The organism is Chloroflexota bacterium, from assembly GCA_016219275.1.
In the GTDB taxonomy this organism is placed as follows: Bacteria; Chloroflexota; Anaerolineae; order UBA4142; family UBA4142; genus JACRBM01.
In genome coordinates, this window is record JACRBM010000045.1 from 24,318 (window position 1) to 42,303 (window position 17,986).

At 57.9% G+C, this 17,986-nt stretch carries 8 protein-coding genes; all 8 read left to right on the top strand.

Annotation, left to right across the window (positions count from 1 at the left end; all coding sequences use genetic code 11):
• The first annotated feature begins 26 nt into the window (after nt 1-26).
• The 8 genes from HY868_11850 to HY868_11885 all read left to right on the top strand — a co-directional run bounded on the left by HY868_11850 (nt 27) and on the right by HY868_11885 (nt 17,964).
• Nucleotides 27-2,981, top strand: a complete 2,955-nt coding sequence (locus tag HY868_11850) for a hypothetical protein (GenBank protein ID MBI5302821.1) — start codon at nt 27-29, stop codon at nt 2,979-2,981.
• A complete protein-coding gene (locus tag HY868_11855; protein MBI5302822.1) occupies nt 2,978-5,197 on the top strand; it encodes a glycosyltransferase family 39 protein in 2,220 nt (739 codons plus the stop codon). The genes HY868_11850 and HY868_11855 overlap by 4 nt, the downstream gene beginning before the upstream one ends.
• On the top strand, nt 5,194-7,617 hold the full coding sequence (locus HY868_11860; protein ID MBI5302823.1) for a glycosyltransferase family 39 protein: 2,424 nt from the start codon (nt 5,194-5,196) through the stop codon (nt 7,615-7,617). The genes HY868_11855 and HY868_11860 overlap by 4 nt, the downstream gene beginning before the upstream one ends.
• The gene (locus tag HY868_11865; GenBank protein ID MBI5302824.1) at nt 7,610-10,078 is read left to right on the top strand and encodes a glycosyltransferase family 39 protein; all 2,469 of its coding nucleotides are present in this window, start codon (nt 7,610-7,612) and stop codon (nt 10,076-10,078) included. The genes HY868_11860 and HY868_11865 overlap by 8 nt, the downstream gene beginning before the upstream one ends.
• The gene (locus tag HY868_11870; GenBank protein MBI5302825.1) at nt 10,075-11,940 is read left to right on the top strand and encodes a phospholipid carrier-dependent glycosyltransferase; all 1,866 of its coding nucleotides are present in this window, start codon (nt 10,075-10,077) and stop codon (nt 11,938-11,940) included. Before HY868_11865 ends, HY868_11870 begins: the two co-directional genes overlap by 4 nt.
• Nucleotides 11,937-13,919: a DUF2723 domain-containing protein gene (locus tag HY868_11875; protein MBI5302826.1), complete on the top strand. Its 1,983-nt coding sequence runs from the start codon at nt 11,937-11,939 to the stop codon at nt 13,917-13,919. Before HY868_11870 ends, HY868_11875 begins: the two co-directional genes overlap by 4 nt.
• Nucleotides 13,920-14,182: 263 nt before the next feature.
• Nucleotides 14,183-16,042: a hypothetical protein gene (locus tag HY868_11880; protein ID MBI5302827.1), complete on the top strand. Its 1,860-nt coding sequence runs from the start codon at nt 14,183-14,185 to the stop codon at nt 16,040-16,042.
• Nucleotides 16,043-16,125: 83 nt separating this feature from the next.
• On the top strand, nt 16,126-17,964 hold the full coding sequence (locus tag HY868_11885) for a glycosyltransferase family 39 protein (GenBank protein MBI5302828.1): 1,839 nt from the start codon (nt 16,126-16,128) through the stop codon (nt 17,962-17,964).
• Nucleotides 17,965-17,986 lie beyond the last annotated feature (22 nt).

The following is a 17,986-nucleotide window of genomic DNA, read 5'->3' on the forward strand; positions in this document are numbered from 1 at the left end:
CTTTTTGTTGTCACGCAATTCCCGCCATGTTATTTCAATCGCGTTGGATTACGCCACTCGCTCTCGCCGCCATCATCGCGCTCGGTATCCTGCCATTATTTCCACCGTCGCATTTTCTCTTTCTCGACGACGGCAATGGACATCTCTTCCGTTTCGCCGAATTCGATTGGATGTTGCGCGCCGGCGAGGTCTATCCGCGCTGGGCGCCCGACCTGGCTTATGGCTATGGCTATCCGGTTTTCAATTTCTATGCGCCGTTGACGTACTATCTCGCCGAGATTTTTCGCGTGATGGGCGCGGACATTCCAACAGCGCTTCAACTCACGCTCGCGCTCTTCGTCATCATCGGGACAACCGGCGCGTACGAAATGGGACGCGCACTATTTGCGAACACCGAATCGCCGCGTCTCGCCGGCATGATCGTCGCCCTCGCGTACGTATTCTTTCCGTACTTTCTGCTCGATATTTTTCTGCGCGGCGCGCTCGCCGAGGCGCTCGCCGCCGCGATTTTACCCTGGCTCATCTGGTCACTGCACCGCGTGATTCATCGTCGCACGTCCGGTGCGATGATCGTCGCCGCGTTCGTCGTCGCCGCGATGGTACTCGCGCACAATCTCACCGTCGTGTTGAGCGCGCCCTTTCTCGGCGTGTTTGTGCTCTGGGAATTATTTCGCGTGCCAAAGCCAAAACGCGTTCGCGCGTTCGTATCACTCGCCGTCGCGATTCTGTGCGGCGGTGTGCTCGCGGCGTTTTACTGGTTGCCCGCGGTGACCGAAATGTCCTTGGTCGCGGTGAGTCGCGCGAACAAACCACTCGTCGCGTTACTCGACGGCAGTTTCCTTTCGGTGTCCCAGGTCGTGCAATTTACTCTGCCCTACCAGTACACCGATCAACCGTATCCGCTCGGCATCGTGTCACTAATTCCGGTCGCGCTCGCATTGATCCTGGGATGGCGTCGCCGCGCGACGACCTGGCTTTTTGGCGCACTCGTGATCATCGCCGGTATCTTATTGCTCGATGTCACGCGCGAATTTTGGAAAGCGATGCCCCTGCTCAAGACGGTTCAATTCGCGTGGCGCGTGTCGGTCTTGATCGGCTTGGGCGTCGCTGTCACGACCGGCGGATTGATCGCGATGATTCGTCACACCGCGCTGCGCGTCGCGTTGGCGATTGCGTGCGCGGCGATCCTCGTATGGAATGGACTGGGGAACCTCGCGCCACAACGACTCGATTATCCGCGCGAGGAATTGACGCGCGGGCAGATGGCACGCGTCGAAACCAACACGCGCGGCTTGGGCTTTGGTTCGTTCGGCGAATTTCTGCCGCGCACCGTCCAGTCGCTCGTCACGCGCCTCGACTCGACGCGCACTGGCGCGACGCCAACAATTACGCTTGAGGAATTCGGAGCGACACGCTTCACCTTTCGCGTCGCGACAAGTGAAGCGCTCACGATCACACTGCGCGTGTTTCATTTCGCCGGGTGGCAAGCGACGGACGATGGTCAACCAACGGCAACGTTTCCCAACACACCGCTTGGTTTGGTCGCGATCAACGTGCCGGCTGGCGAACATCGCGTCGTGATTTTTTTCGGCGACACTCTCCCACGACAGATCGGCGCGCTCGCGTCCGGTATCGCCGCATGCGCGCTCGTTGGCGCGATGGTTATCGCGGCGCGTCGCCGCGGCGACGATTGGCGCATCGCGATGATGACGGGCGTGTTCGCATTGGTGGTCGCGCTTCCATCCACGTTTGTCGCGTTCACCGCGCCGGCACAAACGATGCAAACGAATCCGACCCAGGTCGCGCGCGAGTTGCGGTTGATCGGCTGGCGCGCCGAGCGCGTGAACGACACGCTGCAAATAAATGCGATTTGGCATGTCCAACAACCGGCGCGCGACGATCCCTTTACCTGGCGACTCGTCGGCGACGACAATCGTGTGTGGTCACAACGCGCGCAACATTCGCGTTACAACACCGGTTTTCCCGAAGCGTGGATCGCCGACGAAATCGTCGCGGATTATTTCGATGTGCCGCTCGCGCCAGGAATGCCAGCAGGAAAATATCAAGTTCAAGTTTCTTTCGGCGCGAACGCGTCCTTCACGCGCGTTGGCGAAATCGAATTGACGCGCGCAGTGGATACATCGCCCGAACCGACCTTCTCGCGCCGCGCGGACGCCCTCGTCGGCAACCGCATTCGCCTGCTCGGCGCGAACATGCCCGCGCGCGTGAACGCGGGCGAAGCATTGCCAGTCACCTTGTTCTGGCGCGCCGAACGCGATGTGTTCGAGGATTACACCGTCTTCGCGCAATTGCTCGACGCCGACGGCAACGTACTCGCGCAACGCGATAGCATTCCCCAGGATGGATTTTTGCCGACGATGTTGTGGATGCCTGGTCGCGTCATTGATGATTCGCGCCTTTTGAAAATCCCGCGCGATGCGACACCCGGCGTTTATCGTTTCATCGCCGGGATGTATCGTTTTGAAACGCTCGAACGATTGCCGGCTGGCTCCGAGGAACGTGTGGATTTGGGCGAAGTGATCGTGCCGGTGAACGCATCAAGCAAGCCGCGCGTCGCGCTGAACGCCACACTCGGCAACACAATTCGTCTCGAAGGATTCGACGCAGAACCGCGCGTGCGCGCCGGAAAATCGTTCGCGTTGACCTTGCATTGGCAAGCCATCGCGCCGCCGCAAAAAGATGTTCACGTGTTCGTGCACGTTCTCGACGCCCAGGGAAACCTGGTCGCGCAACAAGACAACACGCCGCGCCAGAATCGTTATCCGACGCGCATCTGGGACGCGGGCGAACGCGTGCCCGACTCGTACGCGTTTACGCTCAACACGCCGGGCGCGTATCGCATCGTTGCCGGTATGTACGATCCGCCAACCGGCGAACGTTTGCCGGCATTCGACGCGCAAGGCAACGAACTTGTGAATCGCCAAATCGTAGTGACAACATTCGAGGTGACGAGCCAATGAGCCGCCTGCCAAAATCGCTTGCGGTGTTGCTCGTCGTGTTCGCATTACTCGCCGCGTTTTACTCGATCATCATTCCGATCTTTGAAGGTCCGGACGAAGACGATCATTTCCGCTACGCCAAATTCATCGCGGACCATCGTGCGTTGCCGGTGCAGTCGTTCGAGCCAGGCGGCGGCGCGGCAGGACACCAGGGCTGGCAGCCGCCGTTGTACTATTCGCTCGTCGCGCTCGTCATCGCGCCGATAGACACATCGGATCACGAACAACAGTTGTGGCGCAACTACGAGGCGACGTTCGTCGGCGACCCAGCATGTTGCGGGCGAAACATTTATTACCATCCCGATTCGCAAAACTTTCCGTACACGCGCACCACACTCGCGGTGCATCTCGCGCGCCTGCTTTCGATTGCATTCAGTCTCATCACCGTCGCCGCAACCTTTTTCATAACTCTATCCATCACACGCGCTGCGCCCGAACTACAAATTACAAATTACAAATTACAAATTTCGCTTGCCGCCGCTTCCATCGTTGCGTTCAATCCCAGTTTCCTCTTCGCGAGCGCGCTCATCTCGAACGACGCACCGCTCACCGCGTTCTCGTCGCTCGTGTTGCTGATGTGGACACGTTGGTTGACTGAACGCGCAACACTCAACACGAAATCCGCCGCGCTCGCCGGCCTGCTCATCGGATTGGGCGTGCTGACCAAGACAACGGCGCTCGGTCTCATCCCATTCACGCTTCTCATTTTCGCGTACCTCGCGTTTCGCCGGCGATCCATGCGTTTATTCGTTTCTACTTCGACAATCCTGGGTGCTGTCATCGCATTCGTTGCCGCTTGGATGTTCGCGCGCAATCAAGTTTTGTACGGTGATCCGCTCGCACTCAGACTGATGACTGCGACCGCGCTCTTTCCGCGATCCGGCGAATTAACTCCACTAGAACTCTTCCAGATTTCGCTGCCCTGGCTTTGGCAAACCTTTTGGGGCGGTCCGACACCTAGCGATTTTTCGCCGATCATTCTTCTGGCGCTCGGCGCGCTCACTTTGATTTCATTGTTCGGCTTTGTCGTTTGGTTCTTGCGAATTACAAATTACGAATTACGAATTACGATTCTCTCCCTCGCCGCCTGGCTCGCCTTCATCCTCGTCGCGCAACTGCGATTCATCACGATGACGACCGGCGCAGACCAGGGTCGTTACTTGTTCCCGGCAATCTCCGTCATCGCATTGGTCATCACACTTGGCTTGCAAGAAATCACGCATCACGCATCACGCCTGACTCATTACCATTTACCAATTACCAACCTACTCATTGCCGCCTTCTTCACGCTCGCCCTTTTCGTTCCCTTCGCCTACACGCGTCCCGCGTACGCGCGTCCCGCGCTCGCATCCGCGAATGATCTCGCGCGCATCACAAATCCGGCGCGTGTGAATTTCGCGGACCAGATCGAATTGCTTGGTTATGATGTGGACGTGCGCGCGGTCAAACCGGGCGACACGTTGCGCGTGACGTTGTACTGGCGCGCACTCGCGCCGATGAGCGAATCGTACCGCGTGTTCGTGCATCTCATCGGACATAACGACCGCAGCGCCGGCGGCGCAGACGTGATTCCGGCACGCGGCGCATTTCCGACGGTGTACTGGAAACCCGGCGACGCGTTGCGCGATGAGGTGCGCGTACCGATTGACGCGAACGCGACGCCGGGCAAGTACGCGCTCGAAGTCGGTTTGTATCCGGTCGAAAAGAACGGCGAACGCTTGACCGCGATGGAATCTGGCGAAGATCGCGCGATGTTGGGCGCGATCAAGGTCGCACCGAGTACCCAGGTCGCGTACACGCCACGCGTGCGTGTCGCCGCACCGTTCGGCGACGCGATTGAGCTTGCTGGGTATGATGCGGACACGACCCAGGATGAAATTCGAATTGTGTTGTACTGGCGCGCGCGCGCGGCAATCGAGAGCGACTACAAAGTGTTCGTCCACGCGCTCGACGCGAACGACAAGATCATCGCGCAAGCCGACCGTCAACCGCAAGACGGCAACTATCCAACCTCAATTTGGAGTGCGGGCGAATTGATAAGCGACGAGTACGTGTTGCGTATGCCGGCGCAACCCAGTTATCGTCTCGCGCTGGGTTTGTATCGTCTCGATACCGGCGAGCGTTTGCCGGTTGGCGTGAGCGATCATCTTGAGTTGACCATCGGAGCGACGCGATGACACGCGCGGTGTGGATTCTGCTGCTCACGATTTTGCTGTGCGCGATCTGGCTGCGCGTCGCCTGGCTCGACGCGATTCCGCCCGGCTTGTATCACGACGAAGCGTTTAGCGGACTCGATGCGCTGGGAATTTTGAATGGCGCGGGGTTTCCGATTTTCTTCGAGGGCAACGGCGGACGCGAACCCTTTTTCATTTACGCGCACGCGCTCTCGTTGATGCTGTTCGGCGCGTCGCCCTGGTCGCTGCGGATTCCTGCCGCGTTTGTTGGAGTGCTCACACTCGCCGCGTTCTTCGCGCTCGCCCGCGCGATGACACCGGGCAAACGTTCGACCTGGGTCGCGCTCGTCGGCACTGCCGGGCTTGCGGTATCGTACTGGCATCTCAACTTTAGCCGAATGGGTTGGCGCACGATTTCGCTTCCGCTCTTCGCGACGCTCGCGTTCTACTTTTTCTGGTGCGCATGGCGCACACAGAAAACGCGCGATCACATTCTTGCCGGTTTGTTTCTCGGCGCGAGTTTGTACACGTACTTGTCCGCTCGATTTCTGCCGATTGTCATCGCGTTGTTTTGGTTGACCGAATGGTTCATATCATTGCGAGCCGCGAAGCGGCGAAATACTCAACCCCTCCCTGTCCCTCCCCTGGGCAAGGGGAGGGACACGGTAAAGACAATCCTCGAAATGACAACAGTCGTCGCGTCCGCGCTCGTCGTCTTTGCGCCGCTCGGCTATTATTTTGCGACGCATCCGAGCGCGTTCTTGTTTCGCGTGGGCGACGTCGCGCTCGCCGGCGGCACGAGCGATTTGGTTGCGAATGCGTGGCGGGTCGCGCAAATGTTTTTCGCGCGCGGCGATGCCGAGTGGCGGCACGGCATCGCGTATCGCCCGGTGCTCGATTGGTTCACCGGTATTCCGTTCGCACTGGGTTTGCTCGGCGCGTTATGGCAATGGCGACAACCGGCGAAACGATTCGCGCTGATTTGGTTTGTTCTCTTGCTCGTGCCGACGATCCTATCCCAGGACGCGCCCGACACGCAACGCGCGATTGGCGCATTGCCCGCGATGTTCGTGTTCGTCGCGTGGGGCTGGGAGATGATCGCGACGCGTTGGTCGCCACAGCGTGCGCTCGCACTCGGCACACTCGTCACGCTGCTTGGCAGTGGCGCGTGGAGCGCGCGTGATTATTTCCTCGTGTGGGCGAATCACCCGCGCGCGTACTATGACTATCAAGGCGACCTCGTCGAACTTGCCAAGTGGATTATGACGCGTGACGAAAACGTCATCGTACCGTTTGAAACGTTCGCCCATCCGACGATTCAGTTTTTGATTCGCTCGCGGTCTCACTCGCAGAGGACTCTGCCATCTAGAGATCGCACACAACTCGAAAGCGAACCGGCGCTCGCTATGATTCCATCCACATTGCCGAATGGTGGGCTGATTCTTTTGCGCGGACAAGAGGCGATTTGGTTGAATCCGATGATTACCCTCACAGCATTGAACAATGCACAAACACTGCGGGATCAGTACGGCAAAGTGGTTGGTTCATTTTGGCGCACAGATGAATCAACGAGAAAAACCGTACTCAGTTACCCGGCAAGTCGCTCCATCGCTCTCGCGCATTTCGACAATGGGCTTTCATTGTTTGGTACCATTGACTCGCACGAAATCACGCCGGGCAAAACATTTCCACTCGGTTTACTTTGGGAAACTCGCGCGCCGATTCAATCAAGCGTCAAGATGTTCGCACACATCCTCGACGTATCCGGCAATCCCGTTGGCGGCACCGATACGGAAATGTTTTTCGAATATCCGCTCGCGCTTTTGCCGCGCGATCTAACCTTGCCGGCGCGGTACGATCTCAAAGTGAATGCTGGGCTACCGCCGGGCAAGTACATGCTCGAAATAGGATTGTTCTCGCCCGCGCAGAACGCGCGCGTGCCGGTCGAAATTGATGGCAAACGCGCGGAGGATGATCGCGTGCTATTTGGTCCGCTCAAAGTAAAGTTGAATGTGCCAATCGTGACGCCCGCGCGCGCGAGCAATGCGCGGTTCGGCGATGCGATCACGCTGGTTGGATTTGACGCGGCATCGCAGATCAAACGCGGCGAGGAATTGAAATTGACTTGGCTGTGGCAGAGCAATCAATTTATTCGACACGATTACACCGTGTTCGTTCACCTACTCGACAACACAAATCGCATCGTCGCGCAAACCGACGTGCAACCGCGCGGCGGCACGTACCCAACTTCCATTTGGGACGGAGGCGAACTTGTGGCGGACGAAATCGCGGTCACAATTCCGGCAGATGCGCCGCGCGGAAAATATCGAATTGAAATCGGCTGGTACGACGCGCAAACCGGCGAACGGTTGCCGACGCAGAACGGCGATTCGATTGTCTTGGGCGAGGTGAGCGTTGAGTAATCGCGCGCACTGGTTCGCGTTCGCGTTCGTCGTCGCGCTTGCCGCGTTCGCGCGACTGTACGCGCTCGATACGCTCGCGCCGGGACTCAAGTACGACGCGGCGTCAAACGGCATGACGATCCTGGGAATGCTGTACGACGGCGCGCGTCCCTTCTACGTCAACGCGATGGGCGCGCCCGAAGCGTTGATTCTGTACTTGCAAGCGATTACCGTTTGGATGTTTGGACCGACGACCGCGTCGTTGCGCGTCGTCACCGCGCTCGGCGGCGTGTTGAGCGTCATCGCGCTATACGGCTGCGCGTACGAATTCACGCGCGACCGGCGCGTCGCGCTCGCCGCCGCGCTCGCGCTGGCTGGCTCACTCGAACTCATGACGGTCGCGCGCTATGGCATCCGCTTTGTGCTCGTCACTTTGTTTGAAGCCGCCGCGCTCTATTGTTTCGCACGCGGGTGGCGCACCGGCAGTTGGCGCGCGTTCGCGCTCGGCGGCATCGTGATCGGCGCGAACGTCTACGTGTACCTCGCCGCCGTATTCGTACCGATTGGAATCGCGATGCTGTGGGCGTTCGCGTTTTTGTTTGATCGCGCGCGTTGGCGCGCGCGCGTCAAACCGATGATGTTGTTGTGGGTCATCGCGGCGATTGTCGCGTTGCCGCGCATTTTGTTTCATGTCTTGTATCCACACGTTGCGCTCGCGCGCGTGAATCAGGTGAACCTGTTTCAAAATCCGAACGCGTCTAACCTGGGGTGGATCAACCTGGTGCTCGAACGATTTATCGCGTACGCGAAAATGTTCGGTGTCGAATGGCAAGGCGCATCGTTTCGCCAACCACTGCTCGATCCAATCCTGTTCGCGTTTTTCGTGATCGGCGCGATCGTGATTCTCGTGCGCTGGAAGCGCATCGAATCGTTCTGGGCAATCATCATGCTGGGTGTGATGCTCCTACCCGATCTGCTCGCGGCGGATGAACCGACGCCAAACAAGGGACGCATCATCGGCATCATGCCGCCGGTCTTTTTCTTCGTCGGCGTCGGCGCAGGCGCGTTGGTCGAGCGTTTCAAATCGCGCGCGATCATCGCGATGGTGAGCGCGTTGTTACTTTTCAGCGCGGCGAATTCGCTCAACGCGTATTTCGTTCAACGCATCGCCGCTTCGCCGGCGAATCAAGAGTTCGACGATTTCAACGTCAGCCGTGTCGAAGTCGCCGAAGCGACCTGGGTCAATCGGCAGACCGATCCGGTGTTCGTGCCGCTCAACGAGTTCGCGCGCAGTCCGGTACGTTATCTCTCCGGCGCGCGCGCGCCGCGTTTGCGTTCCGCGCTCGATGCGAACGGCGCGCTTGTGCCGCCAGCCGCGCCAGCGCGCGCCTGGGTCTTGTTGCCCGAATCGCTCGAGCGCGGTCGCTCCGAGGGTCGCCTCTACGTTCACAATCCCGCCGCGTACGTGTTGATCACCGACGGCACGGTGTATCTCATGCCGCCGACGCGTGCAAACGCGTCCACGGTTGAATCGCAATTGCAAACGCGTGCGCCCGATGAAACGATTGACGATATGCGCGGGGCTCGCGCCGCGCGCGCGTTCAGAGTGGATCCGCGCGTGGTGTTTCAATTTGAATCGGTCGGCACAACTCCGCGCGCGCAATTCACGCAGAACCTCGTGCTGGTATCTGCCGCGATTGGCGAGAAACGCGTCCAGCCGGGCGAAACGATTTCGCTCTCGCTCTTTTGGCGCGCGCTGCAACGAACTTCGACCGACTATACAGTTTTCATTCACTTGCTGGATTCGAATGAAGAGGTCACGACGAGCGCCGACATCTTTCCCGCGCTCGGCGCGTATCCGACGTATTTGTGGAAGACCGACGAAATCATCCCGACGCATCACCCGATCAAAGTTCCCGCGCGCACGCGCCCAGGTAAATATCATATCGAAATCGGTCTATACGATTTGGAACAGAATCGGCTGGATGTGCTTGACGCACAGGGACGCCCTAGCGATAATCGCGTCATCGTCGGCGCGCTCAAAATCGCGCCGCGCGTCGCGACAACGTTCGCGCCATCGCACGCGCAACGCGCCGATTTCAACGGTGTGATCGCGTTGACCGGTTTCGATTTGCCGCGCGTCGCCAGCGCGGGCGCACCGATCGAGATCGCATTGTATTGGCAAGCGATCAGCGAGATGGAGCGCGACTATACCGTGTTTGTGCATTTGCTCGACGCGAACGGCAACATCATCGCGCAAGCCGATCATCAACCGCAATCTGGCGCGTACCCCACTTCGATCTGGGATGCGGGCGAAGCGGTGCGCGATCCATTCGCACTCGCGTTGCCGAGCGAGTTGTCGCCGGGCAAGTACACGCTTCGCGTCGGCTGGTACGATTTGCAAACCGGCGCGCGCTTGCGTTTGCGCGACACGAATGATGATGCGCTCGTACTCGACACCGCGTTGGAGGTGACGCGATGAAATGGCGCGAACATCGCGGTGTTATCGCGTTGCTGATTGCGTTCGTCACGCTCGGCGTGTGGTACAGCGTGACGACACCGCTCTTTGAAACGCCGGACGAGCGCGAGCATTTCGCGTTCGTGCAGTATCTCGCAACTGGGCGCGGCTTGCCAGTGCAGTCCGAACAGCCTACGCATCTCGCAAAACAGGAAGGTAGTCAGCCGCCGCTGTACTATGCGTTGTCCGCCGCGCTCACATTTTGGATTGACACGTCCGATTTTCCGGCGCTCGCGTGGGAGAACCCACATTACGGTTACAATGTTCCTGGCATCGTCAACGACAACAAGAATTTGTTCATTCACACGTCCGCGGAAAGTTTTCCGTACCGCAACGCCGTTCTCGCGATGCGGCTTGCGCGTTGGCTCTCGGTTACGCTGGGGGCGCTCGCGGTGCTGTTCACCTACTTACTCGCGCGCGAAATTTTTCCGGCGCGGAATTTCCTCGCGTTGAGCGCGGCAGCCATCGTCGCGTTCACGCCGCAGTTTCTTTTCATCAGCGGCGCGGTCAGCAACGATTCGACGATCACCGCGTTATCCGCGCTTTCCTTGTGGCTGATCGCGCGCGTGATGACCGCCGACCGCCGACCGACAACCATCGAAATTGCTTTGCTTGGAATTTCATGCGGACTCGCGGCAATCGCGAAAGTAAGCGGCGTGGGATTGTTCGCTCTGGTGATTTTTTCGCTGGGGCTAAAAATGTGGAACAAGCACAAGGAACCGAACTGGATTCGCGTTTCCACTTTTTACTTTTGCCTTTTTACTTTTGCCTTTTCACTTGTCGCCGGTTGGTGGTACATCCGCAACCTGATGTTGTACGGCGAACTGACCGGCACCGAGATGATGTCGCGCATATTCTTCGAGCGGCAAGCGGTATTGTCGTTCGATCAATTTCTCGCGCAACTGAACGAAGTGTGGGAAACGTTCTGGGTCGGTTTCGGCTGGGGCAACATTCGGGCGCAACCAGCAGTCTATCAGATGATTAGTGTTTTCGTCTTGGTCAGTTTTGTCGGACTGTTGAAATTTTTGATTTTTTATTTTCGATTTTCGATTGGGCAACTGTCGCGCAAGGATCAATCGCAAATCGCAAATCGCAAATCGCAAATCCTCATCCCGCTCGCGTGGCTCGTCCTCATCTTCGCCGCACTCGTGCGCTGGATGATCGTCACACAAGCGCCGCACGGACGATTGATGTTTCCGGCGCTCCCTGCAATTGCGGTACTGCTCGTCTTTGGACTGACACAGTGGCAGATAGCAAATAGCAAATGGCGGATGGCGCGTGTTTTGTCATTGGTTCATTTGACATTTGTCATTTTCCTGTTTGCACTCGCATCACTCGCACCGCTGATGATTCTGCGTCCGGCGTACGCGTATCCGCAAACGTTGAGTGAGAGTGACGGCGCGCAAATTCCGAATCGCGTGGACATTGCGTACGACGACAAAATCAAATTACTCGGTTACGTTGTTTCCTCGCGTACCGCTTATCCCGGCGGCGCGACCGAACTGACGTTGTACTGGCAAGCACCTGCGCTGATGGACGAGGATTACTCGATTGGCATTCGCGTGCTGGACACAAACCAACGCGTCATTGGAAAGCGCGACACTTATCCGGGGCACGGTATGTTGCCGACACGTTTGTGGCGCGCCGGGCAAATCATCCGCGATGTGTACTGGTTGCCGATCAACGCGGATGCGCCCGAATTTTCCATCGCACAAATTCAAATTGTGGTTTATGATCGAATCAGCAAACGTGATCTCGTCGCACGCGATCCACGCGGAGAAATCATCACACCATTTATCGGACAGATCGAGATCGCATCAAGATGAAAACTCTTGCACGCATGACGCAATACGCAATTCGCAATTCGCAATCCCGCGACTGGCTCATTGCCTTAGCGCTTTTCGCCGCGTCGCTCGCGCTGTACGCGCGCACCGCCGCGCCCGGTTTGCTCGACGGCGACGAGGGCGAATTCCAAACGAACATCGGCATTCTGGGAGTGAGCCACACCGGCTATCCACTTTTCTTTTTGCTCGGCAAGTTATTCACGCTCCTCGCTCCGATTGGCACGGTTGCGACTCGCACGAATTTGTTCGCTGCGTTCTGGGGCGCAGTCACCGTCGTCGCGCTGTTCGGGTTCGCGCGCTGGCTCACCGGCAATCGCTGGGTCGCGCTCGTCAGCGCGATGCTCCTCGCCGCGTCGCGCGTCGAGTGGTCGCAGGCGGTGATTCCGCGGCCGTACACGCTCAATTCGTTTCTCGTCATCGTCGTGACCATGTTGTTTTTGATGTGGCGCGCGGGCAAGGTGGATTTGACCGTGCCGGTGTTTGCGTTCGGTTTGTCCCTCACCAATCATCGCACGATGATTTGGTTCGCGCCCGCGATTGCGATGCTCGTGCTGTGGCGCGAGCGCGGCGCGATCTTCCAGTCGCGCCGGCTCGTGTCCCTCGCGTCTGCATTCGTCGCACCGCTGTTGCTGTACGGGTACATTTTTTGGCGCGGCGAAAGCGATGTCGGCGTCGAGTTTCACATGAAGGATTTTGGCGAGATGGTGCTTGGCGGCAACGCGAGTCGTTGGATGCAGTACGGTCCGTTCGATTGGCTTGTCGCGCGCGTCACCGATCTGTACGTGCCGCTCCTCGTCGAGCAGTTCACGCCGCTCACGATCATCGCGGGCATTATCGGCATGCTCGCGCTCGCGCTCAATCGCGCGCCGCGCAGTTTTCCGCGCGCGTTGCCCGCGCGCGAGACGCTTATTTTTGTCGCGCTGGCGAACCTGAGCAACAGTCTCTTTTGTTTCTTCTTCAACACGTACGATGTCGAAAAATTTTTCTTGCCGTCGTACATCACATTTCTATTCTTCGCGGCAGTTGGGGTCGCAGTTATCTGGGAATGGCTTGCCGCGAAACCGCTGCACGTCATCACAACGAGCGCGCTCGCGTTCGTATTCATGGCGACGAGTGGTTGGCTTGTCATACAAAATTATACGCGCAACGATTGGAGTCAGCGCACCGAGGTGGCAACGGCGTGGCGCGATAATCTCGCGTTGCCGATAGAGCAACGCGCGTTGATCGTCGGACCCTGGGAATCGCTGACGCCGCTCGAGTACGCGCAGTACGTGGACGGACAGCGGCGCGACATTGAACGGTGGAAAGTTATCACGCAAAAACAGTACTTGACGCTCGCACAGTACGATTCGCGGCAAGCGGACATTGAGCGCGCGGTGCGCGAAGGTCGCGCGGTCTATCTCACGTTCGATCCGCGCGAAACCGAAACGCTCACCGCGCTCGCGGATGAGTTCCGCCTCGTGCGCGTTGGAGAGTTGTGGCGCGTGATAAATCTGCGGGTGGCGAATTGCGAGTTGCGAATGGTGAATTGCGAAATACCGGTGACAACGACACACGCCACGTTCACCGATCAGGCAGAACACTCTGTCGAGCTAGTTGGATACGCAATTTATCCGGCGACAAAATTGCGCGCGGGCAATTTTGGATTGCTCACGCTCTACTGGCGCGCGCCGCAAACAATTAGCGCGCGTCTCTCCGTCTCGATGCGCGTGCTCGATCCCGCCGGTCAAATCGTCTATCAGCGCGATGCGGAACCGGCGAACGGTGCGCGCCCGACCATCGGCTGGTCGGCAGACGAAATCGTGCAAGACGATTTCGCGTTCTTTTCTCCGGTGAACGGATCCGCCGGCGCGTACCGGCTTGCGCTCGTCGTCTACAATCCGGCAAGTGGTGAAGAGTGGACGACCGCGCAAAAGACGCCGTGGCTTGCGCCCGAGGCATTGTCCATCACACCACGCTGACAGTTTTTCCGAACATTACTCTTTGCGCGAACTTGTTTCGGCTGGCTTGGCTTGCGTAGATTTGGCGCGGATGTGCGTCTAGTTTTTGGGTGCTGAAAAAACCTTGCGAAGGTTGAACGGCAATCATATTTGATTTGTCGTCAAAACCTTCGCAAGGTTGAGTGTTCCAAAATTTTGACAGACACCCATTTGGCACGCGTAGATTGACAAAGCAAGCATCGCGAGATACAATCGCATCATCATCTCAAAATGGAGTCTTCGCTATGTTCCGCCTGCTGGGTCGAACCAAGCGCGCTTCGGACCCGTTGCATTTTCTAGCCAAATTAGGCGTCGGTTTATTTTTCGTATTTGTTTTTGGGATCGCAACGGCGCAATCTTCTGAACCGCCCGATCATTCGGCGACTTTGCCGACCCGTCGAGCGCCCACCGCTTCGCGCACCTACTCGCCCACCGCTTCGCGTACGCCCACGCGAACAAACCCAATCCGCGCGCCGCGCGCGCCCCATCTGATGCCCGGTCAAACGACCATGGATGCGTACACCGTCGCGCTTTATCATTTCGATTCGACCAGTGACATGACAGCCATTGACGAAACGGGCAACTACACGGGCACCTTCAGTAGCGGCGCGTCCGTCAGCGCCAATGGATTGTATGCCGGCGGGCTGTATCTTGATCGCGCGCAACAGGGCTATGTTTCGCTGGGGAACTATGGCAACCAGCCGCAAGGCACGGTTGAGATGTTCGTGGATTTCCTGCACGCGTGCACTCAAACATCCGATCACTTTACGCTGTTGTCTGCCGGGAGTGGATTTGGCGGCGCGCAAAATCTTTGGGTCGGAGTTGAGGGCTTTATCAAATTCAAGATATTTGTAAACGGTAGTTGGGAGTGGGTAGACAGTGGCATCAATCCTTGCCGCTATCTGATCGGTGGAAATCTAGCCCCATACTGGGCAGAGCTAACACCTTATCCAACCAATACGTGGCCCTATGAAACATGGCGCATGCATCACCTCGCGATCACCTGGGGCGCGCGGGGAATGGAACTCTGGGTGGATGGTGTGTTGCATGGCATCGGCGCAAGCACTACTCCTGAAGCGAACACGTATGCCTATCGTTGCAATCCACAAATGCAATTGTCGTCGTGGCGGTATCCTCTGTGTGCGACGCCGGTATTGAACGTCTCCGCGCCATATTCGTATAAAGGTGGTTTGCCGGCATATTCGACCATGTTGTTGGGCTGCGATGTGCCAGGTAATTGCTTCAACGGGATTATTGATGAAGTACGGGTGAGCAACCTTCAACGCACATTTGCGCCCAGCATCATTCCGACAACGACACCGCTGCCAACGAGTACGCCGGTTGCACCGGTCGGCGAGTATAGCGTGGATGGCTACACCGCCAGTCTGTTTCACATGAGCGATATCACGCCTGGATTGCTCAAGATGACCAAGAATGAAGTAACCCAGACCTATTCAGCGCGACTCAATGGCAACGCGATCATCACAGCCAATGGGCGGTTCAACAATGGAATCTATCTCGATGGTACGCTGGATCGCGATGGAGTGCCTTCATTTCTCGACGCGGGTCATTCGGATATTCAAGGCGGAGGCGCGTTCGAAATCTGGGTCAATTTCTCTAGTCTGCCGAATATCGGAACACTCGTGAATGGCGGTGGAGGATTTCAAGATATTGTGAATGTTGCGACTCTGCAACTCAATTTAGTGAACAAGGGAAATGGCACACATCAATTGGAATTCAGAATTTACGATCGAAATATTTCCGATTGGCGTATCGCGGGAACAACCGTGCCTTCCGCCACGTTTGCCGGAACGTGGCATCACATTGCGGCGACCTGGGGCGGTCGCGGAATGGAACTGTGGATTGATGGCGTCCGCGCCGCGACCTATCCCTATGGGGGATTTCCGGCGGGAGTTGAGAAATTCCTAATCGGGTCCGGTCAATCGGGTTACAATATCACCGGCACGATTGATGAGTTTCGTGTTAATACGATTCAACGAACCTTCGTGCCGCCCATCACGCCAACACCAAGCATCACACCAACACCGACTAACACACGTCCTCCCACTCCGGGTACTTATTATGTGCCCCTGGTCGAACGCTAAATGTTACACCAAGAGCGGGACGAGAGAAAAACTCGCGTCCCGCTTTTTTTGACGGTACCTCCCTCGGTTTTCTCGGAGAGTCAATGCCCAACAAGATCGTCTTGATTGCTGCACTCGTCGTCACCTGTGTCACCATCATCGCGTATCAGCCCGCGTATCGCATTCAGTTCTACGACGGTTGGTGGTATCTCGAATGGGCGGCGACGATGGACGTGCCACGCTATGCGATTCAGTTCCTCGACCCCGCGAATATTACGCAGGGGTATCGCCCCGTCCAGGGCTTGTACATGTTTATCCTCTACCGGCTGTTCGGTTTCAACCCTGACGGCTACCACCTCGCACATACCCTTTTGCATTCCGCAAATGCGATCCTGCTATGGCTCGTCGTCACGCGTATCGGCGCGTGCGCGATTGGTTCAGCATGCGCGTTTCGCGTCGGCGTGATCGCGGCGCTGGCGTACGCCGTGTCGCCGGTGATTACGCTTGCGGTATTCTGGCACGCGGTCGTAGACCCTCTTTCCGCATTCTTTTATTTGTTGACCATTCTGCTGTGGGCACGTTACATCAAAACCCGCGCGCCGCGCGACTGGGTGTTCGCGTTCGTCGCGTACCTGTTCGCGCTGTTCAGCAAAGAAGTCGCCGTGTTCCTCGCGCCGATTTTGTTTTTGATCGAGTGGTGGGTGTTCCGGCAAAAGATCAACTTGGCGCAAACCGCGCAGCGTTACGCGCTGTTTCTCATCGTGATTATTCCGTACCTGTTTCTCGTCGTCAGCGTGCAAAGTCACGGCGAGTTTTCGTCCCAGTTCGGTTTCAAGATCGGACCGCACATGCTCGCGAATCTGGTGCCGTACCTTGCCGTGCTCACGTTGCCGTGGACCGACGCAATGCCAACCGAGCGGTTTTATTTCGCGTGGCTCGCGCTCATCGTCGTCGCGTACCTGAGTGTCGCGCTCTACAAGCGTAGTTGGGTGGGGTTGCTCATCGGACTCGTCGCGCTGTTGAACATTTCGCCGCTCACCGGTTTTCCACTCGACTATTTCAACACGCGCTATCTCTACCTTTCACTCATGTCCACGGCGATCATCGCCGCGCTCGCGTTCGATTCAATCGCGCGGCGATTCGTTCCGCGCCGCGCCTTCACGATGATCGCGGCGCTCGTCGTCGCGGGAGTCGTTCTGGCGAGCAGCGCGCGCGTCGCCGATGCCGCCGCGACGCTCGCCGAGTACACGCGCCAGGTGCGCGTCCCCTTCCGCGATATTTCGCGCACGCACCCGACATTTCCGGATGATACGTATCTCTACTTTATCTATTCGCCGATGACAACAGTCTGGGATTTCAAGGGATTGTTTTTTGTGCGCTACGGCAAACATGTCCAGGTCGAGGCGACCGATTCCGGCGCACTGCCCGAACTGCACGCGCACGCTCAATCGTACATCTATTATTTTGATGCCGATGGCAAACCGATCGAATTGCCGGTCGAGAAAAATATCGCGACGCGTGTCGCGCCTACCTTGCCCGCGCAATTCGGAGACACGATAACCCTGGATAGTTTGGATGTATCGGGTGTGACACTCGCGCGCGGTAGCGCCCTCGTCGTGTTTCTGAATTGGCGCGCGACCGCGCGCGTAGACACCGACTATACGGTGTTTGCGAATCTCGTCAACGCGCAAGGCGAACTCGTCGCCGCGAGCGATGCGCCGCCTCGACGCGGCGAAATGCCCACGTCAACGTGGACGCCACATCGCCCGGTCGTGGATGTCGTCGTGATGCCGATTGACGCGCGCGCGCCAACTGGTATAAACTATCGCCTCGAGTTAGGATTGTACGATGCCGCGACGACCAAGCGCGTGCCCATTGTTGACGCGCACGGCGCGACGCTCGCGGACAAAGTCGTGATCGAATCGTTCAGCATCGCGCCGTGATACGTCACGGCGCGCGCCATAA